Source organism: Dolichospermum sp. UHCC 0260, assembly GCF_009711985.1.
GTDB classification, from domain to species: domain Bacteria; phylum Cyanobacteriota; class Cyanobacteriia; order Cyanobacteriales; family Nostocaceae; genus Dolichospermum; species Dolichospermum lemmermannii.
The window spans coordinates 1-23,748 of record NZ_VIKZ01000009.1; the positions used below are offsets into that span (position 1 = coordinate 1).

The 23,748-nt window shown below is 37.7% G+C and carries 22 protein-coding genes and 1 pseudogene; 10 read left to right on the forward strand and 13 right to left on the reverse strand.

The genetic code is table 11. The features are described 5' to 3' along the window. A pseudogene (locus FJR08_RS23115) lies at positions 1 to 270 on the reverse strand (cupin-like domain-containing protein); the annotation flags it as partial. Between the two features lie 362 nt (positions 271 to 632). On the opposite strand from FJR08_RS23115, the gene FJR08_RS05445 reads away from it, so the two are divergent. From FJR08_RS05445 to FJR08_RS23120, 3 genes are read left to right on the forward strand one after another with little or no spacing between them, the layout of a single operon-like run. After that, positions 633 to 1,631, forward strand: coding sequence for a Gfo/Idh/MocA family protein (locus tag FJR08_RS05445; RefSeq protein WP_168632458.1), 999 nt, complete (start codon positions 633 to 635; stop codon positions 1,629 to 1,631). 11 nt (positions 1,632 to 1,642) lie between these two features. Then, entirely contained in the window at positions 1,643 to 2,413 is a 771-nt protein-coding gene (gene map / locus FJR08_RS05450) for a type I methionyl aminopeptidase (protein WP_015079452.1), read from the forward strand. Then, the gene (locus FJR08_RS23120) at positions 2,308 to 2,673 is read left to right on the forward strand and encodes a hypothetical protein (protein WP_217357483.1); all 366 of its coding nucleotides are present in this window, start codon (positions 2,308 to 2,310) and stop codon (positions 2,671 to 2,673) included. The genes map and FJR08_RS23120 overlap by 106 nt, the downstream gene beginning before the upstream one ends. Here FJR08_RS23120 and FJR08_RS05455 read toward each other — a convergent pair. The 3 genes from FJR08_RS05455 to FJR08_RS05465 form a co-directional block, all read right to left on the reverse strand. Next, a complete protein-coding gene (locus FJR08_RS05455) occupies positions 2,661 to 3,083 on the reverse strand; it encodes a protease inhibitor I42 family protein (protein WP_168632459.1) in 423 nt (140 codons plus the stop codon). The two genes, FJR08_RS23120 and FJR08_RS05455, sit on opposite strands and share 13 nt — an antisense overlap. An 87-nt stretch (positions 3,084 to 3,170) precedes the next feature. Further along, a complete protein-coding gene (locus FJR08_RS05460) occupies positions 3,171 to 4,358 on the reverse strand; it encodes a C1 family peptidase (protein WP_168632460.1) in 1,188 nt (395 codons plus the stop codon). 232 nt (positions 4,359 to 4,590) lie between these two features. Then, the gene (locus FJR08_RS05465) at positions 4,591 to 5,904 is read right to left on the reverse strand and encodes a pentapeptide repeat-containing protein (RefSeq protein ID WP_168632461.1); all 1,314 of its coding nucleotides are present in this window, start codon (positions 5,902 to 5,904) and stop codon (positions 4,591 to 4,593) included. Between the two features lie 496 nt (positions 5,905 to 6,400). Here FJR08_RS05465 and FJR08_RS05470 point away from each other — a divergent pair, with 496 nt between their 5' ends. The 4 genes from FJR08_RS05470 to FJR08_RS05485 all read left to right on the forward strand — a co-directional run bounded on the left by FJR08_RS05470 (position 6,401) and on the right by FJR08_RS05485 (position 9,483). Then, a complete protein-coding gene (locus tag FJR08_RS05470) occupies positions 6,401 to 7,153 on the forward strand; it encodes a tetratricopeptide repeat protein (protein WP_168632462.1) in 753 nt (250 codons plus the stop codon). 153 nt (positions 7,154 to 7,306) lie between these two features. Beyond that, positions 7,307 to 8,011: a 16S rRNA (uracil(1498)-N(3))-methyltransferase gene (locus FJR08_RS05475; RefSeq protein ID WP_168632463.1), complete on the forward strand. Its 705-nt coding sequence runs from the start codon at positions 7,307 to 7,309 to the stop codon at positions 8,009 to 8,011. Continuing rightward, complete coding sequence (locus tag FJR08_RS05480; protein ID WP_015079446.1) at positions 8,008 to 8,619, forward strand: TIGR04282 family arsenosugar biosynthesis glycosyltransferase; 612 nt, start codon at positions 8,008 to 8,010, stop codon at positions 8,617 to 8,619. The genes FJR08_RS05475 and FJR08_RS05480 overlap by 4 nt, the downstream gene beginning before the upstream one ends. A 99-nt stretch (positions 8,620 to 8,718) precedes the next feature. Continuing rightward, positions 8,719 to 9,483 carry a WecB/TagA/CpsF family glycosyltransferase gene (locus FJR08_RS05485; protein ID WP_168632464.1) on the forward strand — a complete coding sequence of 255 codons (765 nt, stop codon included), beginning with the start codon at positions 8,719 to 8,721 and terminating at the stop codon, positions 9,481 to 9,483. A 133-nt stretch (positions 9,484 to 9,616) separates the two neighbouring features. Here FJR08_RS05485 and menH (FJR08_RS05490) read toward each other — a convergent pair whose 3' ends face one another. From menH (FJR08_RS05490) to FJR08_RS05500, 3 genes are all read right to left on the reverse strand, one after another. After that, positions 9,617 to 10,435 carry a 2-succinyl-6-hydroxy-2,4-cyclohexadiene-1-carboxylate synthase gene (menH, locus tag FJR08_RS05490; RefSeq protein WP_168632465.1) on the reverse strand — a complete coding sequence of 273 codons (819 nt, stop codon included), beginning with the start codon at positions 10,433 to 10,435 and terminating at the stop codon, positions 9,617 to 9,619. A 372-nt stretch (positions 10,436 to 10,807) separates the two neighbouring features. Beyond that, a complete protein-coding gene (locus FJR08_RS05495; protein ID WP_168632466.1) occupies positions 10,808 to 14,215 on the reverse strand; it encodes a CHAT domain-containing tetratricopeptide repeat protein in 3,408 nt (1,135 codons plus the stop codon). A 23-nt stretch (positions 14,216 to 14,238) separates the two neighbouring features. After that, on the reverse strand, positions 14,239 to 15,090 hold the full coding sequence (locus FJR08_RS05500) for a DUF4384 domain-containing protein (RefSeq protein ID WP_168632467.1): 852 nt from the start codon (positions 15,088 to 15,090) through the stop codon (positions 14,239 to 14,241). 448 nt (positions 15,091 to 15,538) lie between these two features. Between FJR08_RS05500 and FJR08_RS05505 the strand changes: the two genes are divergently transcribed. Both FJR08_RS05505 and FJR08_RS05510 read left to right on the forward strand, forming a co-directional pair. Beyond that, the gene (locus tag FJR08_RS05505) at positions 15,539 to 16,066 is read left to right on the forward strand and encodes a hypothetical protein (RefSeq protein WP_168632468.1); all 528 of its coding nucleotides are present in this window, start codon (positions 15,539 to 15,541) and stop codon (positions 16,064 to 16,066) included. Positions 16,067 to 16,179: 113 nt separating this feature from the next. After that, positions 16,180 to 16,575, forward strand: a complete 396-nt coding sequence (locus FJR08_RS05510) for a hypothetical protein (RefSeq protein WP_168632469.1) — start codon at positions 16,180 to 16,182, stop codon at positions 16,573 to 16,575. Between the two features lie 110 nt (positions 16,576 to 16,685). On the opposite strand, the gene menH (FJR08_RS05515) is transcribed toward FJR08_RS05510, so the two are convergent. Then, positions 16,686 to 17,495, reverse strand: coding sequence for a 2-succinyl-6-hydroxy-2,4-cyclohexadiene-1-carboxylate synthase (gene menH / locus FJR08_RS05515; protein WP_168632470.1), 810 nt, complete (start codon positions 17,493 to 17,495; stop codon positions 16,686 to 16,688). Continuing rightward, the gene (locus FJR08_RS05520) at positions 17,492 to 17,860 is read right to left on the reverse strand and encodes a metal-sensitive transcriptional regulator (protein WP_015079443.1); all 369 of its coding nucleotides are present in this window, start codon (positions 17,858 to 17,860) and stop codon (positions 17,492 to 17,494) included. The genes menH (FJR08_RS05515) and FJR08_RS05520 overlap by 4 nt, the downstream gene beginning before the upstream one ends. Before the next feature lie 237 nt (positions 17,861 to 18,097). Here FJR08_RS05520 and FJR08_RS05525 point away from each other — a divergent pair, with 237 nt between their 5' ends. Beyond that, positions 18,098 to 19,309, forward strand: coding sequence for an HhoA/HhoB/HtrA family serine endopeptidase (locus FJR08_RS05525; RefSeq protein ID WP_168632471.1), 1,212 nt, complete (start codon positions 18,098 to 18,100; stop codon positions 19,307 to 19,309). A 64-nt stretch (positions 19,310 to 19,373) separates the two neighbouring features. On the opposite strand, the gene ebsA is transcribed toward FJR08_RS05525, so the two are convergent. From ebsA to FJR08_RS05545, 4 genes are all read right to left on the reverse strand, one after another. Next, positions 19,374 to 19,760 (reverse strand): type IV pilus biogenesis protein EbsA, encoded by a 387-nt coding sequence (ebsA, locus tag FJR08_RS05530; protein WP_168632472.1) that lies wholly within the window; start codon positions 19,758 to 19,760, stop codon positions 19,374 to 19,376. A 105-nt stretch (positions 19,761 to 19,865) separates the two neighbouring features. Next, positions 19,866 to 21,074, reverse strand: a complete 1,209-nt coding sequence (locus tag FJR08_RS05535) for a 4-hydroxy-3-methylbut-2-enyl diphosphate reductase (RefSeq protein WP_168632473.1) — start codon at positions 21,072 to 21,074, stop codon at positions 19,866 to 19,868. 74 nt (positions 21,075 to 21,148) lie between these two features. Further along, entirely contained in the window at positions 21,149 to 21,961 is an 813-nt protein-coding gene (locus FJR08_RS05540; RefSeq protein WP_168632474.1) for an SGNH/GDSL hydrolase family protein, read from the reverse strand. A 280-nt stretch (positions 21,962 to 22,241) separates the two neighbouring features. Then, on the reverse strand, positions 22,242 to 23,657 hold the full coding sequence (locus FJR08_RS05545) for an ammonium transporter (RefSeq protein ID WP_015079438.1): 1,416 nt from the start codon (positions 23,655 to 23,657) through the stop codon (positions 22,242 to 22,244). Positions 23,658 to 23,748 lie beyond the last annotated feature (91 nt).

Below are 23,748 nucleotides of genomic sequence, written 5' to 3' on the forward strand. Positions count from 1 at the left end.
TTCATAGTCGGAGAATCGCATTCTTCGGGTAATAGTTCCACTTCCTACCCCCATCGCTTGTTTGTTCTGCGAGTCATTCCTTTGCTTACCGTAGTCGCGGAAATTAAATTCGTGATCCCCCAGTTTTTCAGCGAGAAATGGGAGGTTCCATTCGCTGTCTTCGTCTAGTAATCCTGTAATAACAACAGGTTTTACTTCTTTGCGATATTGGTCTTTAAATATATCGGGCGTTAGAGATGATAGGTCTACACGGCTAATTGTTTGAACCATATTTTAACGTGAGTTTAACAGTGAGAGAAAGGCAGAAAGCTTGCTCAGAGAGGATTTGAGTAAATACAGAGGAAAAATAACTAAAATTTATGGAGAAGAGGTGAAAAAAGCATAAAAAACACTGAGACTAAAAATATCAAAGAAAATAGGGAGTATCCACTATTTATACCATCATATCATATCTCACCTTGTTACTGAAGTATCGGCTCAATAAGTAGGGGAAAAAGAAAAAAATCTTAATGTTAAAGCAACTGGCGTAATCAGAATCACCTTCTCAAAACTTTTCAGACATCCTCTGAGTCTGCTTGTTGATAAAATACCAACGGCATTAAACCGAAACATTGAAAATTGGTGATAAATTCATGGACAATAACGAACTACCTTTATGTACACACAATCTCAGAGTCGGTTTGGTGGGAACAGGCTATGCGGCCAAGCTCAGGGCTGAGGCGTTATTACAAGATCCTCGAACTGATTTAATAGCCATAACTGGCAATCCCGAAAGGACAGCGGTTTTAGCCCAGGAATACGCAACTGAAGCGATGGATTCTTGGCAACAGCTAGTAGAACGGGAAGATTTAGATATGGTGGTGATCTGCACCATTAATCAAGATCATGGTAAAATTGCTTATGCTGCCCTATCTAGCGGTAAACACGTCATTGTTGAATATCCTTTGTCTGTAGATGTCAAAGAAGCTGAAGAACTGATTGCTTTAGCAAAAACAGTCAACAAGCTTCTGCACGTCGAACACATTGAATTATTGGGTGGTTGGCATCAAACTTTAAAACAATACCTAGACCAAATTGGTGATTTGTTTTATGTTCGCTATAGTACCCTGAATCCCCAGCATCCAGCCCCGCGTAAGTGGACTTATAATCATGGGATGTTTGGCTTTCCCCTAATTGGGGCATTATCTCGGTTACATCGTCTGATTGATTTGTTCGGTGAAGTCTTCACTGTCAATTGTCACCAACGATATTGGCAAACTGAGTCTGATTATTACCAAACCTGTTTATGTTCAGCCCAATTATGCTTTGACAGTGGATTATTGGCACAGGTAATTTATGGCAAAGGTGAAACTTTGTGGCAATCAGAACGCAAATTAGAAGTTCAAGGTGAAAAAGGGGAAATAATTCTCGATGGTGATACCGGAATGTTAGTCTTAGCAGCAGGAACAAAGTTGATTGAAGTGGGAACGCGACGGGGTTTATTTGCCAAAGATACAACTATGGTATTAGACCATCTATTTGATGGTAGTCCCTTATATATCACCCCAGAACAAAGCTTATATGCTCTCAAGGTAGCAGATGCTGCACACAGAGCAGCAACAACTGGATTAACTATATTTTTAAAAGAGTAGATAGAAAATTAATGAAAATCGAAACCATAGTCATTTTATCCCAACGAGAAATCGAAAAAATGCGCCGTGCTGGCAGCTTGGCCGCCAAGTTATTACAACATTTAGAACCTTTGGTTAAACCGGGAGTTAGCACTCTACAATTGAATGATGAAGCGGAAAGATGGACTCAAAAGCATGGAGCAAAAAGCGCTCCTTTAGGTTATAAAGGTTATCCTAAATCTATTTGTACCAGTGTGAATGAGGTGATTTGTCATGGTATTCCCAATGCTAAACAAATTCTCAAGGATGGGGACATTATTAATATAGATGTTACGCCTATTGTTGAAGGTTATCATGGTGATACATCAAAAACATTTCTAGTGGGTAATCCTTCCCCCACAGCCCAAAAGTTAGTAGAGGTAACCCAAGAGTGTTTGCGGTTGGGGATTGCAGAAGTAAAACCAGGGGCAAAAATTGGGGATATTGGGGCAGCGATTCAAGAGTATGCGGAGTCTTTCGGCTTTTCTGTGGTGCGGGATTTTGTGGGACATGGAATCAGCAATATTTTCCATACTGCACCGGATGTTCCCCATTATGGCATCAGAGGTAGAGGCAAGAAACTTAGAGCCGGGATGGTGTTTACTATTGAACCAATGATTAATGAAGGCACTCACGAAGCCGAAATGCTGAATGATGGTTGGACTGCGGTAACAAGCGATCGCTTACTTTCTGCTCAATTCGAGCATACCATAGCTGTCACGGAAGATGGCGTAGAAATTCTGACTTTGCCAGAAAATTTATAGTCACCGAGTCACCGAGTCAGGAGTCACCGAGTCAGGAGTCACCGAGTCAGGAGTCACCGAGTCAGGAGTCAGGAGTCACCGAGTCAGGAGTCAGGAGTCACCGAGTCAGGAGTCAGAAAGAAGGAAGAAGGAAGAAGGAAGAAGGAAGAAGGAGGAAGGAAGAAGGAAGAAGGAAGAAGGAAGAAGGAAGAAGGAAGAAGGAAGAAGGAGGAAGAAAGAAGGAAGAAGGAGAAAATGCTTTTTATTGTCAACGAATTTGAACGTTGATTTTATAAGTTTTTAACGGTGGAAGATTTCTTTCCCAGGGACGTAAATAGTGAAGTTTTAGCATGGTTAAGCCCGAATTTTGGGCTAAAAACCGGAAAACTTGATTTTCAGATGCTCCTGGGGCTTCTGCTTCTATTGGTTTTAATACTGAATCTCCCAAAGATTTGAGTTTATCAGGATCATTTTTAATAATTTGCCAACTATAGCCTGTTCCTGGGTTGGTTAACAATTCAACAATCATAATATTACCTTTTTGAATAATAATCTGACTGTTATTGTTAGTATCGTTGACAGTGATTTCTGAGTTAGACATGGGAGGAGTAGCAGCATTACTAACTTGAAAAATAATGGTCAAGGTAGTTAGCAGAGAAATAATCAAAAAGACTCGCTTGGTAAAAGTCATAATTTTAATCTACCTTGTCGAGTGAATTCAAAAAAATCAATTTAGGTCAGATAAAACTTGCGCTTTACCCAACCTAAAATCAAAAAATTATCGAGAGATGTTTTTGGAATTAACTTTAATTAATTCTGGATTGATTTGGAAGATGTTGATTTTTTTCAACAAGTCAGGAGAAAGCTTGTAGAAGTTGCTTCTGGCTTGAGTCCAAGCTGCGCCATAACCGATGCTATTACTGTTATAACCAATCCACATATAACCATTGTCACCCCAACCTGTACCCCAAGAATTTTTGATTAACCAAGCTTGTTTTTGATCATCCCAACCAATGAGGGTGACACCATGATTGATAGGACCTTGTGCTTGTTCGTTAAATACGCCGCTAACATAACCTTGGAAAGCAGGAGTAACCCGCACTGCAACTGTTAGGGGTCCATGTTTACACATAGCCTGTTTCATTTCTGCAACTGTGGGAATTCCACCATCAGGTTTAACATATCCCCAGGCTATGGAACGGTAGGGAGTGGCTATGCTGGGGTTGTAGGGATTATTGGTTGCTGTATAGGGTACAGTAGCTTCGGTAGCTGTGCCTTTGCTAATGAGGAAATCAAATGCTTTAGACCACCAACCACCACCACAACTACCTGAACCACCCCAGTTGATAATTTGCTGTTCTGAAGCATCAGCAGCAGTGTTATTACGAATTAGATTACTACCTTCGTATGCTCCCAAGGTAGCAAATGCCCAACAACTGCCGCAACCTCCTTGGTTCCGAACTGGGGTAACTTTATTGAAAGTCCGCCAATCAAAGGATTTTGCGGAAGCAAAGCAGCCACGAGCTTTAATTAATTGTAATTCAGGGATTACTCCTGGATTAATGCGTTCAAATTTTTCGCGTTCGGCTAAATCAATATTTAAGATTTGTGCAGCAACGGCATTTTGGATATTAGCCTGTGTTGGTAAATCATCTGGTGCTTTGGTGGCGGCTAGTTGCTCTAGTTTATAATCTAAGGCTGTGGTGTAACCTACCTCAAAAGTTAGATTTTTTGACTGGATATCACGGCGTAATTCCAGTATTTGATTTTTAATGATTAAGGGAGCTTTTTGTTCTCGTTCAAGATAAAGGGGATTGATTTTTATTTGAGATAAATTTCTCTCTACAGTTGAAGAAGCGGGAATTCTTATTTGGCGTTGAATTGGTTGAGCAAAAGCTATGTTTTGGAAGATTCCCAAACTCAATAAAGCCGCACTAGATATTTGCAGAAATTTGGAATTTTTCATCAAATTAAATTATCCTCAAACTTATTAGTTAAGGTTTAGTCTGTTTTTTTTAAAGAGTTTTTTTTACCCATTGATGGGTATGGCTGTTGACTTGTGGTTTATAGATTTAGTTCCAAGATTTTTGAATATTAAGAATTGTCAATTTCCTGTTAGATAGGTCAAAGAGAAGCGTCTTAGTATAATTATTTCTTTAAAGATTTAGAAACTTAAAGAATGGTCATTTTCCTAACTCTTATCTTCCTAATTTATTGGGAATTCCTTCACAACCACCGGGAATTGTCCGTCTGGTTTTTTCTCCACACCAGGTACAGCAATAGTAACGGGTAGATTCGGACATTCTTTGAGCATTGGTGAAGTCGGCATTTTCCACAACTGCGCCGGTGTGTTCTCCTGTTTCGTAGTTGGGTGGTTCGGTGCGACTGCGGGGGGATGCCTGTTCAGGTAAACCATAAAATAGGCGCACTCCGTTTAAGTCAGCGTTGGTCAAATTGGCATCATATAAGATTGTGCGGGAAAGGTTGGCTTTGACTAAATCGCAATTGCTGAGATTAGCACGAATGAGGTTGGCTTCACTTAAATCTGTCCAGCGCAAATCATTGTCGGCTAAATCTGCACCTGCTAACATGACACCTAAGTCAATGACGCGCACTCCTTCTAAACGATCTTCGGCATAACCACCACTACCATCTAGAATAGCTCTTCCTAGTCGGCGATCGCGCTGGAGAGGAGAGAGTAATTTGGAACGGGAAAGAAACCGCAGAATTTTGGCTTTACCACTGCCATCTACACTACTAAATATAGCAGCGGTGCGTCCTTCAGCGATCGCTCTTTCTTGCGGCCAGTCTTCTAATAATCCTTCTTCATCTAATACTAAGTCGGAAACTCCTTGAAAGTAGGAGTCTATGGTTTGTTGTTGGGTAATGATATTTTGCTGTACAGTCAGGAGGTTTTGTTGGATAGTTAAGTCTTTGGAAATTACATATTGTCGCCATGCTACATAAACGGCGATAATGGCAATGGCAATTTGTCCCAATGCTCCAAACCATTCTGCTAAAGTACCAGAGGCATCCCAGTTAACTCTTCTTCCCCAACGCAGTAAGCCACTACCTAAATTAGTAAATCTGAATAAGCCAATTATTCCTACTATTACTCCTATTAAACCCACAAATACATTTCTATCTTGAGGTGAAAACCACTCTTGGATCACATTTCGCAACCACGGAAAGAGGATGAACAGTGATAACGCTAAGGTTGCCAAAGTTCCCAAAATGCCCAGAAATGAGTTATTAATGACAATACTAATGATAGTTGTGGCGATCGCCAAACTAGTGAATAATAAAATTCTGGGGGTGATAGCCGTTTGCAGGCTGGAGTTGCTCTCAACCAGAAACGCAGTTCCTTTGATCATATTTGTGTTGAAGGCAGATTGTCCAGATATTTGTTTTTTTTCTAATCCTTCTGTTAGTAATAAGTGATCACTACCACCAGTTTCTAATTCATCTTCTTGATTTATTTCTGAGTTAGATGAGTCAGGTTCAATTGTCATAATTTTTATTTTCCTCCCATCGTCTCACTATAAATTTCCACGCCGTAAAAATACTTACATTTACAGTATTATATACTTCTAATACCAAATTAAGATAAAGCTGGATAAAATCAGATTTTTAGAATATTTGACCGCAGATAAACGCAGATAAACGCAGATAAACGCAGATAAATACCAATAATTATGATTCTGTGTCTCCATTAAGCAACAAGCAGTAAATTTTATCACAGATCGTTTAAAATTTTTGTGTGGGATGATTCTTTTTTAGGATGATTAAACCAGATTGATCTAGTTCAGCTAAGTTTGTACTTACCAATAATTGATTTATTGACTACGAGTATGGTATTGTATTCATAACTTCTGATGAAAACCTTATCCAAATCTTCATCTTGAGTTTACATAATCAAACAACAATTAAGCACAATTAGTTGATTTTGATACGACTTTTAACTTCCCATCAGTTTTAGGATAATTGTATGATTTTTGTAGGTGCAGTATGGTAATTTGGCGACAATTAATTGCCTCTAGTTTAATCAGTTTTTTGGCGATTGGCTGTAGTGATTTGGCAAATTCTTCACCAGATAATACCAAACAAGTTGTTCAAGAAAGCAATGTTAATCAACTAATTACAGAGGTACAAGATAGTCAAAAAGCAGAAAATTTATTACTACAGGGAAATGGCTTGTTAGATACCCATCGTTATCAAGAAGCTTTAGGGGTATATAATCAGGTGATAGCTATTAAAACCGATAGTGCGGAGACTTGGGTAAATCGCGGCAATGCTTTGATTGCGTTGCAACAGTATCCAGAAGCTGTAGAATCTTATGATAAGGCGATCGCTATTCGCCCAAATAAAGATGAGGCTTGGTATAATCGTGGTAATGCTTTAACGGCTTTACGAAATTACGAAGAAGCTGTAAGATCTTATGATGAAGCGATCGCTATTCACTCTAACAAACATGAGGCTTGGATTAACCGAGGCATTGCTCTGACTAAATTACAACGCTACAAAGAAGCTTTAGCATCTTATAATCAAGCAATTACTATCCAGCCTAATTTGCATCAAGCATATTATAACAAAGCTTGTAATTATGCCTTACAAAATAATCTAGAACTAGCAATTGATAACCTCAAAAAAGCTATTCAATTTGTCCCCAAAAAATATCAAGACTTAGCGAAAACTGACCCGGATTTTGATAAAATTCGGGGTGAACAGCGGTTTCAAGCATTATTACAATTATTACAATAACGAAAATAGTTAACTCTGCGCTATCAAACACCACTTTTACTTCTTCTTCTTCTTCTTCTTCCTGACTCCTGACTCCTGACTCCTGACTCCTGACTCCTGACTCCTGACTCCTGACTCCTGACTCCTAACTCGGTGACTCCCGACTCCTCCCCTATGTCACAACTTCAACGCATTACTATTCATCCCCAGCAACTTCAAGCCAACCAGCTTTTATTAACACCTCAACAACAACATTATTTGCTGCGGGTATTGCGCTTGCGAGATGGTGATAAATTTATTGTCATGGATGGTATGGGGAAATGGTGGTTAGCGCGGTTACAAGGGGAACAGGGAGAGGTTTTAGAACCGCTGGAGGTAAAAACTGAATTACCTGTGGCTATTACCTTGATGATGGCATTACCAAAGGGAAATGGATTTGATGAAATTGTCCGGTGTTGTACGGAGTTGGGAGTAACTTCTATTGCACCTGTTTTGAGCGATCGCACCCTATTAAATCCCAGTCCCCAAAAACTAGAACGCTGGCAGCGCATAGCTTCAGAAGCCGCTGAACAGTCAGAACGGGCTGTTGTTCCCACCATCCTCCAACCCGTAGCTTTCAACACTGCCATAAAAGAAACTACTGCCACTCATCGTTATATCTGTGAAGCCCGTGGGGATTATCCTCATCTACAGCAGGTAATCAATAAAACTGCAAATGAGATAATTATTGCCATTGGACCAGAAGGAGGTTGGACAAATCAAGAACTAGAAATAGCCATAGCATCAGGATTTCAGCCCATTTCCTTGGGTCGTCGGATTCTTCGCGCAGTCACCGCACCCATAGTTGCGATATCTTTAATAGCAGCATATTTTGAATGATCTCCTTAAAACCATCAAAACAACATCTGATTATTTTTACCCGCTACCCAGAACCAGGGAAAACAAAAACCCGGTTAATACCTGCTTTGGGTGATGTTGGTGCTGCTAATTTACAAAAGCAGATGACTGAAGATACTATTTCTCAGGTTAAGGAATTACAAAAAATGTCTAAGACATCTGTAGAAATACGGTTTACGGGTGGCGATTTACAAGTAATGCTAAATTGGTTAGGAAATGATTTACTATATCAATTTCAAGGTGAGGGAGATTTAGGTAAAAGAATGGAGCGATCGCTAATCAATGCGTTTAATCAAAAAGCAGAACGAGTCATCATCATTGGTACAGACTGCCCTGATCTAAACTCGCAAATTTTAACAACCGCTTTCGAGCAATTAGAGGTTTTTAATCTTGTCCTGGGACCAGCCCTGGACGGTGGTTATTATTTAATTGGATTACAACAACCAATAGCCGAATTATTTATGAATATTTCCTGGGGAACTGCTCAAGTATTCGTAAAAACAGTAGAAATTGCTCAAAAGTTAAATTTATCAATTGGCTATCTGCAATCTTTAGCAGATATTGATCGTCCAGAGGATCTTAACCCCTAAACTGTTTTCCTTGACAAATTATTGTTATTTATTCAGGAAAAAATTTGATACCCTAACCTTTCATCAAACATCCGCCTAAAGTCTGATTTTCAAGAAACTATGTTTAAATTCCCTCAAGTATTTCCCGTATTAGGTTTACCAGTGCATATAATGAGTAATTATCCAAACTGGTTATTAGATTGCTTAAAAGCAGGTCAAGGGACTCATGTAGTCACCCTCAATGCCGAAATGACTATGCAAGCAGAGCGCAATCTCCCATTAGCAAAAATCATTAAAAATGCTGAATTAGTTATTCCCGACGGCGCAGGAGTAGTTCTCTATTTACAATATTTATTAGGACAAAAAGTGCAACGGTTTCCCGGAATTGAATTAGCAGAAAGCCTTTTACAAATAATAGATCAAGAACAAACATCTGCTTCAATATTTTTCTATGGAGGCGCAGCAGGAATAGCCGAAAAAGCAGCAGATTTATGGCAAAAACAACTTCCCACTCTCAAAATATCCGGCACACATTCTGGTTATCATTCCCCAGCAGAAGAACAACAGTTATTGCAAACTCTGACTCAACTACAGCCACAAGTAATATTTGTTGGTTTGGGAGTACCACGTCAAGAATTATGGATTGCTGAACACCGTCATTTGTGTCCTCACTCCATTTGGGTAGGTGTTGGTGGTAGTTTTGATATTTGGTCAGGAATAAAAACTCGCGCTCCCCGTTGGTTAGCAAACAATAATTTAGAATGGCTATATAGACTATATCAAGAACCTTGGCGGTGGCAACGAATGTTAGCCTTACCAGAGTTCGTTTACAAATCCTTGATTTATCGTTGGACTAGGAAAGATGTTAATCGTTGGGAGTTCTGAGTTCAACGGCAATACGGAAACAGTTCACAACGAAGAACGACAAACTTAACGTCAAGTTGTGTCATCATCCTGTGGTGCAAGTTAAAGATGGAAAATTATATCGCAAGTAGTCAACAACAAGATCCCCAACTTCTTAAAGAAGTCGGGGATCTAAAAATTTTTGTATATTTTGCACAAATGCTACAGTGTTTTCTAGATGAATATTATGCCCGACTTGAGGAATTATTTGTAATTTAGCCAAGTTGCATTTTTCAGTCATAGCGATATTAATATCAATAAATTTTTCGTCTTTCTCACCAACTAATAATAATAGAGGAGTAGTATTTTTAGTTAGCAATTCCCATAAACTAGCTTGAGAACCTGTTCCCATAAACTGTAATGACTTGACTAGGTTTAAAGGATGATTTGTTAATCTACTGGATATCATAGATTGGTATTGAGGATGATTTTTGATATCACCAAAAATTGGCTGTTGATACCAATTATTGAGAAAGTTATAAAAATCATCTTGATTGATGATTCTAGATAGTTTTCTGGCTATTTGAGTATCACCTTTAATTCTGGCTAATCTTGCGGTTTCTGTTGCTAAACCTGGAGAAGCAGATTCTAAAATGACTTTAATAAACCTATGGGGAAAATGCAAAGTCAAATATAAAGCCAATCTTCCTCCCATTGAGTAACCAATTAAATAACATTGGTCAATTTTTAATTCATCTAATAATTGAATAATAGCTGCGGCTGTAGATGTCATGGGATAGCATTCATCGTCTAAAACCTGAGTTTTGCCATGCCCAGGTAAATCAATGGCCAGATAGGAAAAATCAGCAAATAGTAATTTTATAACTTGATCAAATTCATGAATATTACCCATGAACCCATGTAAAAACAGAATTATTGGTTTTTCTTTATTTAGCTTACATGAGTAATTAAATGTATATTTTTTTAGATTCATTTTTTTATTTTGAACTAAGAACTAACCTGTATAGGAATCTCAATTAGGTACGATTTGTTTAAGTTTTGCTATCATGATTTAATATTTAAAAATAGATCCTATTAGATATAGAAATTGAAAAATATTCTCAGAAGTTTCCATATATCCAGTTGATAATGGCAATGGATATTTTTGAGTCTACTAAGGTTAAGGTAAAAATCTATCTAAAGCAGCTTTTAATTGTTCAATCTCTAATTCTATATTCCCCTTTTGGGCGTTAAGGAAATGTAGAAATGTAGGTTGGGTTAAGCGACAGCGCAACCCAACATTGTCAAAAGTTTTGTTAGGTTTCCTTACGTCAACCCAACCTACGACTATTATATTCACCCTCTATTAATCCGCTAATCCCAGATAAATAAACGCCCCCCAATATTTCGGATGTCTATAAGGTTGATAATCATCTGAATTATTCCTTAATATCCGTAAATTATCCTCCATTCCTTCACTATATCGCCCCACATATTCAATCTTTTCATCAGTTAACCAAGTATCTCGCATTTCCCCCACAGTTAAATTACAGACATATCTTTTCGCCAGTTCTAATGCTTTTCCTACTGGTTCTTTATCCTCTAAATAATAATGATAAAACTGACCCATTAAAATGGCGGTAGAAATATCATTCACAGCCCATAAACTGACAATTAAACTTTTTGCCCCAGTTTGGAGAAATGCGTGTCTTAAACCGTGTACAGATTCCCCTAATTTGACTTCTCCTAAACCTGATTCACAGGCGGATAATACTACTAATTTGGTCGCGCTTAAATCTAAAAATGTGGCTACATCTTGGGCTGTCAGAATGCCATCTTCTGCTGCGGCTGGGAGTCTGCCCCCATTTAACGCTGTATTTGCCCCGGCAAAAACTAATCCTGCCCTTAAAAGAGGATTTTGAACGTTTTGCATTCCCGCTCGATGTAGGCTGTCTAACTGAGAAAAAGGGGTGTCTTTTAAGGGTTTCAGGTTTTCGATAGTCAGAAAATAGCCATGTGTAGCAATATGCAGAATGCGAGGGGATAATTGGGATTTGACTAGGGATTCTAATGCGTTTTTCTCGGTTTGGGGAGTTACCCCTAAATATCGGGATATTTCTACGCTTTCTAAACCTGTTCCGGGTATGGGTGCAAACATACCGTCTGGTTGGGATTTGTGGAGATCAGAATAAACCGTGTCAATGCTGCGCTGGGTTTGTGTAGGTGTATCTTGGGAAGTGACGGCGTTTTCATCATTGAGGTTATAGTCAGGATTAGCAATAATTAGAGGTTCGGTAGGTTGGGTGGTACTGGGGAATTTTAAGCGAATAATATCCCGTCCGACGTTCACGTAACTAATGGTATATTCATCCATTAAATATTGATGATTATTGACAGGTAAAAGTTCAAAGGGAAGTAAGTTTAATTCACCATCGGGAGCGATGATTAATTTTTGAGTATCTGCGGGTAAGCATTTTTGAATAGGGTCAAATAGCAATTGTTTTAGTTGTTGTTTATTCTGGAATACTTCATTTAATTCTGGATTAGTTTGGATTTTATCTAGTTCTTCTTGAGGTTTCATTTTTTTGATCATTCTGTCAAAACCATCTGATTTTCCTAGAATGATATTTTCTCGAAAGACTTTAATTAGACGATCAATATTATCAGCTTCTCCTAAATCAATCATTTGCAGTTGATCTGGTTGTCCTGCGGGTAAGATAAATGCTAGATAACGCGCAGATTTTGTTGTCTGATTTTTAATATCTAAGATATTAAAGATATTCAACCGCATAAATTCTAACAATGTTGAGCCTGACGGTAATTCTAATGCAACTGCACGGCGATCAATTTCTACTAATTTCTGTTCAAAGTTTAATTCAGGGATTTGACGACTGAGTTCCTGTTCAATTTTTTGTTGCTCTTCAACCAGTTGCTTATGATAATTCCATTCTGCTTCTGTAAGAGTTTGAAAACTTAATTTAATGATTTGGCGGATTTTTTCTTGATATTGCTTTAAGAGTGTATCTAGGTGAGGATAACGTCCTGATGATAGGTAATTTCTTTGTAAAATCGAAGTCTCTGTAACAATTAATTTACATCTTTGGATTAATTCAAAAGCTGCTTGTATAGCTTCTGGGGAATTGGAAAAATATTGATAAACAACAGAGATAAACATTTCAAAGTTATAGTAGTTTTTTTGAAAATGAGTTAAACGTTGTCTTTCGCTGCTAATTTTAAAAACTTGAGCTATTAATTTTAATTGGATGCTGGAAGATTGTAACATCATCTGAAAAGCTGTATTTATATCACCTATACATATCAATAAACATCCCAGTATTAGTAGAGATTTTACAGTTTTAGAGTGATTAATTCCAAAGACATTTTTATGAATTTCTAAAGAGCGTTCATGTAGAGGTAACGCATCTTTATAACGTCCCATACAGTAATACACACGTCCTAAAGACTCTAAGCAACCGGCAACATAAATGTGGTTGATTCCTAAGATATCTTCATAAATTTCTAAAGATAGTTCAAAATAAGATAAAGCATATTTATATTTTTCCATATTCGAGAATAATATGCCTAACAAACTGAGCGAACTGGCAGTATAAGTGTGGTGTATTCCCAATGTGTTTTGACAAATTTCTATTGATTTTTCACAGATAGATATAGCATCTTCATTCCTCCCCATGGATTCGTAAAATATTGTTAGAGAATCTAAATACATTCTATTATCAAAGTGCTTAATTCCTATTTTTAAAGATTCTTCAAGGCAAGATAAAGCATCTTCATTCATCTGCATTGATGCGTAAAATATTCCTAACTGATTTAAACAAAATACAGTATCAATGTGGTTAATTCCCAGTGTATTTTTATGATTTTCTAATGATTGTTGAAGTTCAGATAAAGCATCTTCATATCTTTCTATTGATAGATACAAGCTTGAACTATTTAAATATTTTTTATATCTTTCATGATTTTTAATATCATAATTGTTGATTTTTTGGAGATTCATAGAGAATTTTTTGGAAACAGATAGAGCATCTTCATACATCTCCATTAATTCGTAAATCATAAGTAAACTATTTAAACATACTACGTTATAAAGTGGATCTATCTTTAATATATTTTTGCTATTTTCTAAACATTGTTGAAAAATGGATATAGAATCTCTATATCTACCTATCTTTTCGTATAAAATTCCTAACTGCATTAAAGAATATGCAGTATCAACATGGTAAATTCCCAATGTATTTTTTCTAATTTCCAAAGATTCTTCGCATACAGATATAGCATCTTCATATCTCTCCATTAATTTGTACAATACGAGTAACTCATATAAATATTTGGCAATAATATGGTAATATTTCTTGTTAACTCCCACCAATTTTTTGGTGATTGCTAAGGTTGCTTTATAGTAAGGTAAAGCATCTTCATAGCTTCCCCTTGATGTATATAAAAGTCCTTCATAGCTTCCCTTTGATTTATATAAAACTCCCAATGCCAGTGAAAAAAATTTTAAATATAGCAGAAAAAATGTTCCGCATATACTATTATTATTTCTTTTGTATTTTATACAGATATTTTCAAAATCTTTTGCGTATATTAATATCGAATCTATTATTTTTTGCTCTTTAATTATTGCTTTATTTGAATCTACTTTTCTTGCAAGAATAATTATGCTAACCAACCTATACAACATCCATAATAAATTGGGTTGGCTGATAATAATAATTACCAATAAGCATACAAACAAACCAATTATAAGTTTCATAAATTTATTTCCTTATTTTCTATCTAAACAACGCCAAAACTACGCTGAAATATCTGACAATCAGATAACTTACCTACCTCTTGAAAAATCTTAAATAAATGCTGTTCATACAAATCTACATCCTCATTACGATAATCTTCATTTATCCAAGATAATTTAATCTCTTCCTTCGTTACAATCGCCAAAAACAACTCTTTTTCAGTTTCAAAAGCTAAAGGAGCGCGGTGTCTATCATTATCAGGTGGGAAAAAAAGCGGTTGAGATAGACGACAAGAAGGAATTTGAGAAAAGGCTTTAGAAGGAGAAATTAAGAATTTATCACCATTAGCACTTTCATTAATCAATAATAAATAACCTGTATGGGGTAAATTCATTTTTAAGCGATAGTCTTTTTCCTTTTGTAATGTTTCCTCTCTAGGAATATGTCTAGTGATGATGCGATTATCTTGAGGTATAGGTATTTCGTAAGGTATCATTTCCAATTCATCTTTTACAGGTTCAGCCACTTCTTTAGCCAACTCCCAAGCCATACGGGGAAATTTTTTCTCCCATAACCATTTATAGGTGACACGATAAGGAGATTGATTTTCATTTCTAGGTTGTCCCTGTTGATTTGTGTTTTCTAGTTGAAAACCATCAGCAGTCATTTCTTCCTGAAATATTTCCCATATCTGATAAGCAACCCTACTAATAATTTGACTAATACCCTCAATATTCCCATTGAGTTGTTTTCTCATTTGTTCTTCAATAAATCCCTGAGATTGTGTGACATTTTGGGGATGCCAACGCAAAGGAAAACAGAGTTCCTGGTAAGTTTCTCTTCTTCTTGGATATAGCTGTTGTTTAATCTGTTCTAAAAATTTATCTTGCAGCATTTGATTTCCTCAATTTTTATTATACAACTATTCTAGGGTAAATTAATTACACTGTCAATACCTCTGAAAAATCTCTAATTGTTATCTTGAAATTTTTGTGTAATCCTTAACGGGTAGGGGTTTAGCATTGCTAAACCCCTACATCATTTAAACCATATCCCTAGATTTTGTTATTTCTTGTTATTACTTTTCATATATTGTTATTTCCTGTTATTTCTGGCTATTTATTATTATTTGTTATTTGCTGTTATTAAAATTGAAAACCTGATATTAATAAATACTTTACCAATCAAAAAATCTTTGGTAGCTTGGTTATCAAGAAACAAGCAAAGCAGATTTAGCAAGCTTCTTTCTCAAACCTTTTTCAATATCTGATTAATAGTCAGTAATTCAATTATTTGAACATTACAGACTAAAAAAGTTTTCAAATTACACATCAATTAATCTTATGAACAACCTGAAAAAAATTCCTGTCTTTGTAGCTATGTTAGCCTCCTTGGCTACATCCTCCTTCCCCGTCCAGGCTTCACAAAACTATCAAGAGCGTGATGGTATTTCTGGAGAGATAAAATATGCAGAATTTTGTAATACTTCTGGCGCATTACGAGCTAGAGTCGTTGCTGAGGCTACTAGTCGTTCTTCAAGAGTCTCTAGTGTAGAGTTTAAAATTTACTCAAGATATGGTTATGGGGTGAATTTGTGGGGACAAGTCTGGGGCTATGTAACCGGAGAAAACTGGCGACCTATCGGTATTCATGATACGAGATATAACGTTATGCCTTGGCAGGGTGACAGAAGGTTTTATGACACTAGACCTATGACCTTTCCCTTGAGTTCTCTTGTAGATTCACCAATCAAATTTACAATTCATGTCAATCATAGCAGAGGTAAAACAATTGACCTTGGCGGTATTGTTGACTTGGGTAGAATTGAGCCTGGAAAGTGCCGAACCTACGATGATGGAAATTTCAGATAAAGAACTAATTGATTAACTTTCCATCATAGGAGAGGGTACAAATATCTTATCTTCTCCTATTTAACACAATTCATTTCAGACACTTTTGATCATCAAATCCAGGGAAAATAACCATGAAACTTAAAGTTGCAACTGCCATTATTATTACATTGTCTACAGTTTTTTTTAATTCACAAAAAGCTTCAGCCGTTGATATGAAGCCTTTGCTAGAAAACTTTGCAAATCAATTAGTTCAGGGTATGTTTTCATCATCAAAAACTCCCACTAATCCGCCTTCACCTTCCCAACATCCAGAAAACAACTATCCGAGTAATCCTAACTATTCCAATCCCTATCCGTCCTCTCCCATGCCTAATAACTATCCTCCCTATCCTCCCACACAATCTTATTCACCTACGCAATATAGTCCATCATCTTCACCTGCTGCACCATTCATCTATAACCCAATAATTATCGTTCCCCAATCTCCACCAATCTTTAATAATTACAGTAATAATATGCCCAGATAATTACCATGAAAATACAACCATAATTTTGCACTTGAATATTTACAAAAAAGCAATCTCACCCTAGAGATTGTTTTGCTATGGGATATAATTTAAAAATAGAGGAATCAAAATTAAAAAAATAAAAAATCACGAATATTTTGCACAAATGCTACAGTATTTTCTAGATGAATATTATGCCCGACTTGAGGAATTATTTGTAATTTAGCCAAGTTGCATTTTTCAGTCATAGCGATATTAATATCAATAAATTTTTCGTCTTTCTCACCAACTAATAATAATAGAGGAGTAGTATTTTTAGTTAGCAATTCCCATAAACTAGGTTGAGAACCTGTTCCCATAAACTGTAATGACTTGACTAGGTTTAAAGGATGATTTGTTAATCTACTGGATATCATAGATTGGTATTGAGGATGATTTTTGATATCACCAAAAATTGGCTGTTGATACCAATTATTGAGAAAGTCATAAAAATCATCTTGATTGATGATTCTAGATAGTTTTCTGGCTATTTGAGTATCACCTTTAATTCTGGCTAATCTTGCGGTTTCTGTTGCTAAACCTGGAGAAGTAGATTCTAAAATGACTTTAATAAACCTATGGGGAAAATGCAAAGTCAAATATAAAGCCAATCTTCCTCCCATTGAGTAACCAATTAAATAACATTGGTCAATTTTTAATTCATCTAATAATTGAATAATAGCTGCGGCTGTAGATGTCATGGGATAGCATTCATCGTCTAAAACCTGAGTTTTGCCATGCCCAGGTAAATCAATGGTCAGATAGGAAAAATCAGCAAATAGTAATTTTATAACTTCATCAAATTCATGAATATTACCCATGAACCCATGTAAAAGCAGAATTATTGGTTTGTTTGGTTGATGATTTAAATAATAGTGAAATTGATATTTATGGATAATCAAGGTAAAAATCTATCTAAAGCAGCTTTTAATTGTTCAATCTCTAATTCTATATTCCCCTTTTGGGCGGCTCTACCAATACACTCAGTTAAATGTTCATCTAGGACAATTCTGGCTACTTTATCTAATGCCCCACGCACAGCAGCAATTTGTAATAATACATCAGGACAAGGGGTATTTTGCTGTACCATTGTCTTGATTCCGCGAACGTGACCTTCTATGCGTGATAGTCGGTTAACAATCCGCCGTAATGACTCTTCACTGTGGACATGAGGATGAACAGAATCAGCCTGATTGTGTGTATGATCTGGATGGTTGTGATCTGATGTAGGTAAAGATTCGTTAGTTACTGGGTTTGCTCCATTCATGGGTATTCTCTGCATATTTTTTAGCCATTTTGGCTTTAATTAATATTTTAGCCCAGAGAGCGCGGGGGAAGATGAAAAAATATCCTGCACTTTGAGCCAAGATTCCGTGAAATCAAAGAAACTTTAAATGAGCGAAAATGTCAATAAACCAGAATTCTGATCTGAATCTGTAAAAATAGGTGTAGATAGATTTATCAAGAAACAGCAAAAATTAGACTTGTAGATTAGGTTGTGATTATGCGATTGTCCCAAATGTCCCGGTCTATCCGAAAACTCAGTACCCATATTTTAGCGATTTTTATAGGAGTGATGTTGACTTTCACCTCCCTGCGGGTATTACCTTCAGCCGCAGAACCGGGTCCGAATCCTGTCACTGAGTCATTCACGAAAATTGCTCAAAAGCCTTCTCCCGCTACGGCTGTGATTGGTAGTCATAGTTTTGTGACAGCAGCGGTCAATCGGGTAGGTTCAGCAGTGGTGAGAATTGATACAGAAAGAACGATTACGCGCCGAAATGATCCGATGATGGAAGATCCGTTTTTTCGGCGGTTTTTTGGTGATAGCTTTCCCCAACAATCACCGACTGAACAGTTACGGGGTTTAGGTTCTGGTTTTATTATTGATAAAAGTGGCGTAATTCTCACCAATGCTCACGTAGTTGATAAGGCTGATAAAGTCACAGTCCGTCTGAAAGATGGTCGCACCTTTAAAGGTAAAGTTCAAGGCATTGATGAAGTTACAGATTTGGCTGTAGTTAAGATTAATGCTGGTAAGGCTTTACCTGTTGCAGATTTAGGTAATTCTGATCATGTTCAGGTAGGAGATTGGGCGATCGCTGTGGGTAATCCGCTAGGATTTGATAATACCGTCACCTTGGGGATTGTCAGCACCCTCAAACGTTCCAGCGCTCAAGTAGGAATCAGTGATAAACGGTTAGACTTCATTCAAACTGACGCAGCTATTAACCCCGGTAACTCCGGTGGACCATTATTAAATGGTTTGGGAGAAGTGATTGGCATTAATACCGCAATTCGCGCCGATGCGATGGGGATTGGCTTTGCAATTCCTATTGATAAAGCTAAAGTAATCGCTGCTCAATTGCAACGTGATGGCAAAGTTGCTCATCCCTACTTAGGTGTGCAAATGGTGACACTAACACCGGAATTAGCAAAACAAAATAACAATGATCCTAATTCCATGTTTGCAATTCCTGAAGTCGCGGGTGTTTTAGTCATGCGGGTTGTTCCTAATTCTCCGGCTGCAACTGCGGGTATCCGTCGCGGAGATGTGATTTTGCAAATTAACAATAACCCTATTACTAGTGCTGAACAGTTGCAAGGCGTAGTAGAAGACAGTACCCTTGGTCAAGCGTTGCAAGTGAAGGTGCAAAGAGGTAATCAGACACAGATGCTTTCGGTTCGTACCGCTGAGTTGAAAGATATTTCTTAGTTAGTTTTGAATTTTGAAAATGGGGGTATGCGTAGGTATACCCCTGACTATATCTATTTCTGCTTTAATCGTCTAAGTGTAAAAGTTTGCGGTAAAAAGATTTAGGAAAATCGCTGATGCTATTTCGCTTAGAGTTTTCCATTAGTTCAATTAAAAAACTAATAAATTCAAAACTTGGCATCATTACTTGATAAGTTAGTTCAGAGTCAGTCTCAAACTGAATCCGGCAAATGGTTAAATCTGAGGGTAAAGTGGCATCATTCCAAGTCGCAACAAAAGAAATATTCTTACCACCCTCAATTTTACGCTGTCCCTCCAACTGACGTGTTTTATAAAGACTGATGGCATAGGGTAATAAATTTCGCTTACTACCCTGAATATAAGGTAAATAGACGGTAGCTTGTTGTTGATTTGCAGGTTGGAGTTGATCAAAAGACGTATTACCAGACATTTTTGTAGATTCCTTCAATTATTCGCCATTTTTTGGGAGTTTGGGTTAAGCCAAGCCAAACCCAACCTCCGAATTCAGACTTTTTTTACTTTAGCTAAGGTATTGTCAAACTAAAGTGGCTGTGGCTTTGAGGGCAAAAATTTTCTCAATTATATCTTCAACTACCTGATCCGGTGTCGAAGCCCCAGAAGTAACCCCAACTTTAATTTTCCCTACTGGAAGCCAGTTTTCTGTAATTGCCAATTCTCCTGTTAATTGCCGATGTTCAATGTTATTAATGGATTGAATCCGTTCCACACAATCAATGTGATAGGAAGGAATATCCCGATCAAAAGCAATTTGTTGTAATTGGGTAGTATTTGATGAATTAAACCCCCCAATAACTATCATTAAATCTACCTTTTCTTCCACTAATTCCAGCATAGCATCTTGACGTTCTTGAGTAGCATCACAGATAGTGTTGAAATTTTGGAAATGCTGATTTAACTCTGCTGGTCCATATTTCTGCATCATGGTTCGCTCTAGCATTTTCCCGATTTTTTCGGTTTCATCTTTGAGCATGGTTGTTTGGTTAGCAATACCTACCCGTTCTAAATCTTGATCAGGATCAAATCCCGCAGAACAAGCTTTAGCAAACTTAGCTAAAAATTCCTGACGATTGCCACCATTGAGAATATAGTTAATGACATATTCTGCTTCTTGTAAATTTAAAACAATCAAATATTTCCCAGCAAAAGAACTGGTCGCAACGGTTTCTTCGTGCTTGTATTTTCCGTGAATAATTGAAGTGTAATCACCTTTTTTGTGCTTTTCGACAGTGTTCCAAACTTTAGAAACCCAAGGACAGGTAGTATCAACAATTTGACAACCTTTATCATTGAGAATTTGCATTTCTTGAACACTGGCACCAAAAGCTGGTAAAATCACCACATCACCGCTACCAACAACAGAAAAGTCTTTTACTTGATCAATAACGGGAATAAATTCTACCTGCATTTCCTGCATTCGTTTATTCACAGATGGATTGTGAATAATTTCGTTAGTAATCCAAATCTGTTCGGTCGGGAAATGCTGACGGGTTTCATAGGCCATGGCTACAGCCCTTTCTACACCCCAACAAAAGCCAAATGCTTGGGCTAGTTGGATTGTGACATTACCACGGCTGAGAGTGTAGTTAGAATTGCGGATTTCCTGAATTAAGTTACTTTGAAACTCAGACTGTAACTGAGTGGCTACTTCCGCCTGATGACCAAAGCCCTTACGATTATAATTGGCTGAATGTTGGAGGCTGCGTTTAAAAGCTTTTGTATCCATTTGAGATTGACCACTAATAATTACTATTTTTGATTTTCTCGCGCTTGGAGCCGATTTAGATAGAAATTTTGGATTTATATCCTATTTGTTGACTGTACCTTTTGTGGTTGAGGAAGTTGGGGTGTTAGTTGTTGGTTAGTATACATTTGCAAAGCAGTCCGCCAAACTAGATAACCAGGGGGACTCAGATGTAAACCGTCGGTGGTAAAATTTGAACGAAGATTACCTTGTTGATCGGTGAATAGGGGATGTAAATTGAGATATCTCGCGCCTTTTTTAATAGCGATGTTATTCAGTTCCTGATTTAATTTGCGAATTCGAGAATTGGGAATAGCTAGGAGTTTTTCTTTTCCTTCCCAAGTTGTCCCCCCCGCACCATGTGGCAAAATTGACTGAATGACAATTTCTGCTTGGGGGTGTTTTCTGCGTAGATAGCTGATAATTTGGCGATAATTAGTGAGAATTTCCTGATCCTCTAGCCCGCGAATTAGATCATTAATACCTACCATCACCAAAATCATATCTGGTTGGGTGCGGTCAAAGAAATCTAATCTTTGTAACAGTCCATTGCTAACTTCGCCGGAAATTCCTTGATTTAGCCAATTTCTATCTTCCGGTAATAATTCTGGTGGAAACCATAAACTCAGAGAATCTCCCGCTAGTATGGTTAACCGTTGGGGATTTTTGTCAGCGGTTATTTTAGCTTCTTGCTTGAGCATATCCAACCATTGGGGATAACTGAGTTGATGACGGGGGCCTAACTCTGGTGGTACATATTGATTTTTCCAGTTAAGGTTAACTGGTTCTGGGGGATTTGGGATAGCTGTCGTTGCTACCATAGGGGTTATTTTTTGCTGTCGCCAAATCAATAAAATGACCGCTAACATTAGGATAAGGTTAGTTAACAGTGACAAGAATCCCCAAGCAGGAAAGGTTTTTACACGGTTAAACACGACTGATAAAAATGACCAATATTAAACTTCATTGTAAATCTGGTAAGAGAGATAAACAAATAAAAAATCTGCCAAAATTTCTGGTGGAGTTTTCTGATTGGTAATTGAGATCAAGATTATAGGATTAACGGCTCAGAATCTAGTTTCTTTGGGAAAATGCGGTTTATTTCTGAATGTAGAGACGTTATAGGTAACGTCTCTACATTATCTATATCTATTTGTTAGAAATTCGATCTGCAAACTCGGAGTTATAACCTTCTTCTCCGTGTTCGTTAATATCCAAACCTTGATCTTCAGTTTGATCCGGAACTCGTAAACCAATTGTAGCCGCAATAATTTTGAGAATGATCCAAGTCCCGACAGCCGCAATGATATAGGCTAGGGCGATCGCTCCTAATTCTACAAATAATTCACCGAAGTTACCACGCAATACCCCATCTTTACCGCCGCTATTAACTTCGGTTGTCGCTAAAATAGCTGTTAAAATTGCGCCAATCGTCCCACCAACACCATGAACGAAATAGGTATCTAAGGCATCATCAATCCGCAACTTGTGCTTGAAACTGACAGCATAGAAGCAGAAGAAGGCGGTAATAAAACCGATGAGAATTGCTCCTAGAGGTGTGACAAATCCGGCGGCTGGGGTGATCCCAACTAAACCAGCTACCGCACCTGTGGCCGCGCCTACTGCGGTGGGTTTTCCCCGTAATGTGGCTTCTAAAATTAACCACATTAATCCCCCAGCGGCGGCTGATGTATTGGTAGCAACAAAGGCTACGGTAGCTACTGTTCCTGCGGATAAGGCGCTACCAGCATTAAAACCGAACCAGCCAAACCAAAGTAAGCCAGCACCTAACAAAATAAAGGGGACGTTATGGGGAGGGCTAAGACGATCTGGATAGTTTTTTCTGGGGCCGAGAACAATCGCTGCTACCAATGCTGACACACCGGAACTAATATGCACTACTGTCCCACCAGCAAAGTCTAGAGCGCCGATGCCGCCATATAAACTTAAAAATCCTCCTTTTGCCCAAACCATGTGTGCCAGGGGTGTGTAGATGAAAGTTGACCAGAGCAGGACAAATAGGCAATAGGCGCGGAAACTCATCCGTTCGGCGATCGCTCCTGAAATTAAGGCTGGGGTAATAATTGCAAACATGGCTTGATAGATCATGAATGCTTGATGGGGAATTGTTCCAGCATAGGAATTCATATCAGCGTAGGCTGGATCTGCGGCTTTGAGGGCATCTTCATAGCCCATGTGGGGTAAATAGCCTTGAGTTTCTAAACCCACATTTCCAAGTATCCAATTCCAACCACCGATGATGGAGTTACCTGGTGCAAATGAAAGGCTATAACCCCAGAGAATCCAGGTGACTCCGACAATGCCCATCAACACAAAACTCATCATCAATGTGTTGAGGATATTGTGCGATCGCACAAACCCACCATAAAAGAAGGCTAATCCCGGTGTCATTAGCAATACTAAGGCTGATGAAATTAGCATAAATGCTGTATCACCTGAATTAGGAGGGGGTGCAGCAGCGGCTTCTGCAAGGGCATTTCCTGTTAATAACCCTACCAACAGAAATAGGGTTAAACACCCAATAATGACTACTTTTTTGAACATTTATTTTCGCTCCTCTGTGTCTACAATATTAGTCTTAATTAAATATAATTCGTATTATTTGCTACTTTTTTCTGTCTTTAAAGTTACTTAA

Coding starts and splice junctions, on each gene's coding strand:
- FJR08_RS05445 (WP_168632458.1), top strand. CDS start 633: ATGGACAATAACGAACTACCTTTATGTACACACAATCTCAGAGTCGGT.
- map (WP_015079452.1), top strand. CDS start 1,643: ATGAAAATCGAAACCATAGTCATTTTATCCCAACGAGAAATCGAAAAA.
- FJR08_RS05455 (WP_168632459.1), bottom strand. CDS start 3,083: ATGACTTTTACCAAGCGAGTCTTTTTGATTATTTCTCTGCTAACTACC.
- FJR08_RS05460 (WP_168632460.1), bottom strand. CDS start 4,358: ATGAAAAATTCCAAATTTCTGCAAATATCTAGTGCGGCTTTATTGAGT.
- FJR08_RS05465 (WP_168632461.1), bottom strand. CDS start 5,904: ATGACAATTGAACCTGACTCATCTAACTCAGAAATAAATCAAGAAGAT.
- FJR08_RS05470 (WP_168632462.1), top strand. CDS start 6,401: ATGGTAATTTGGCGACAATTAATTGCCTCTAGTTTAATCAGTTTTTTG.
- FJR08_RS05475 (WP_168632463.1), top strand. CDS start 7,307: ATGTCACAACTTCAACGCATTACTATTCATCCCCAGCAACTTCAAGCC.
- FJR08_RS05480 (WP_015079446.1), top strand. CDS start 8,008: ATGATCTCCTTAAAACCATCAAAACAACATCTGATTATTTTTACCCGC.
- FJR08_RS05485 (WP_168632464.1), top strand. CDS start 8,719: ATGTTTAAATTCCCTCAAGTATTTCCCGTATTAGGTTTACCAGTGCAT.
- menH (WP_168632465.1), bottom strand. CDS start 10,435: ATGAATCTAAAAAAATATACATTTAATTACTCATGTAAGCTAAATAAA.
- FJR08_RS05495 (WP_168632466.1), bottom strand. CDS start 14,215: ATGAAACTTATAATTGGTTTGTTTGTATGCTTATTGGTAATTATTATT.
- FJR08_RS05500 (WP_168632467.1), bottom strand. CDS start 15,090: ATGCTGCAAGATAAATTTTTAGAACAGATTAAACAACAGCTATATCCA.
- FJR08_RS05505 (WP_168632468.1), top strand. CDS start 15,539: ATGAACAACCTGAAAAAAATTCCTGTCTTTGTAGCTATGTTAGCCTCC.
- FJR08_RS05510 (WP_168632469.1), top strand. CDS start 16,180: ATGAAACTTAAAGTTGCAACTGCCATTATTATTACATTGTCTACAGTT.
- FJR08_RS05520 (WP_015079443.1), bottom strand. CDS start 17,860: ATGAATGGAGCAAACCCAGTAACTAACGAATCTTTACCTACATCAGAT.
- FJR08_RS05525 (WP_168632471.1), top strand. CDS start 18,098: ATGCGATTGTCCCAAATGTCCCGGTCTATCCGAAAACTCAGTACCCAT.
- ebsA (WP_168632472.1), bottom strand. CDS start 19,760: ATGTCTGGTAATACGTCTTTTGATCAACTCCAACCTGCAAATCAACAA.
- FJR08_RS05535 (WP_168632473.1), bottom strand. CDS start 21,074: ATGGATACAAAAGCTTTTAAACGCAGCCTCCAACATTCAGCCAATTAT.
- FJR08_RS05540 (WP_168632474.1), bottom strand. CDS start 21,961: ATGTTAGCGGTCATTTTATTGATTTGGCGACAGCAAAAAATAACCCCT.
- FJR08_RS05545 (WP_015079438.1), bottom strand. CDS start 23,657: ATGTTCAAAAAAGTAGTCATTATTGGGTGTTTAACCCTATTTCTGTTG.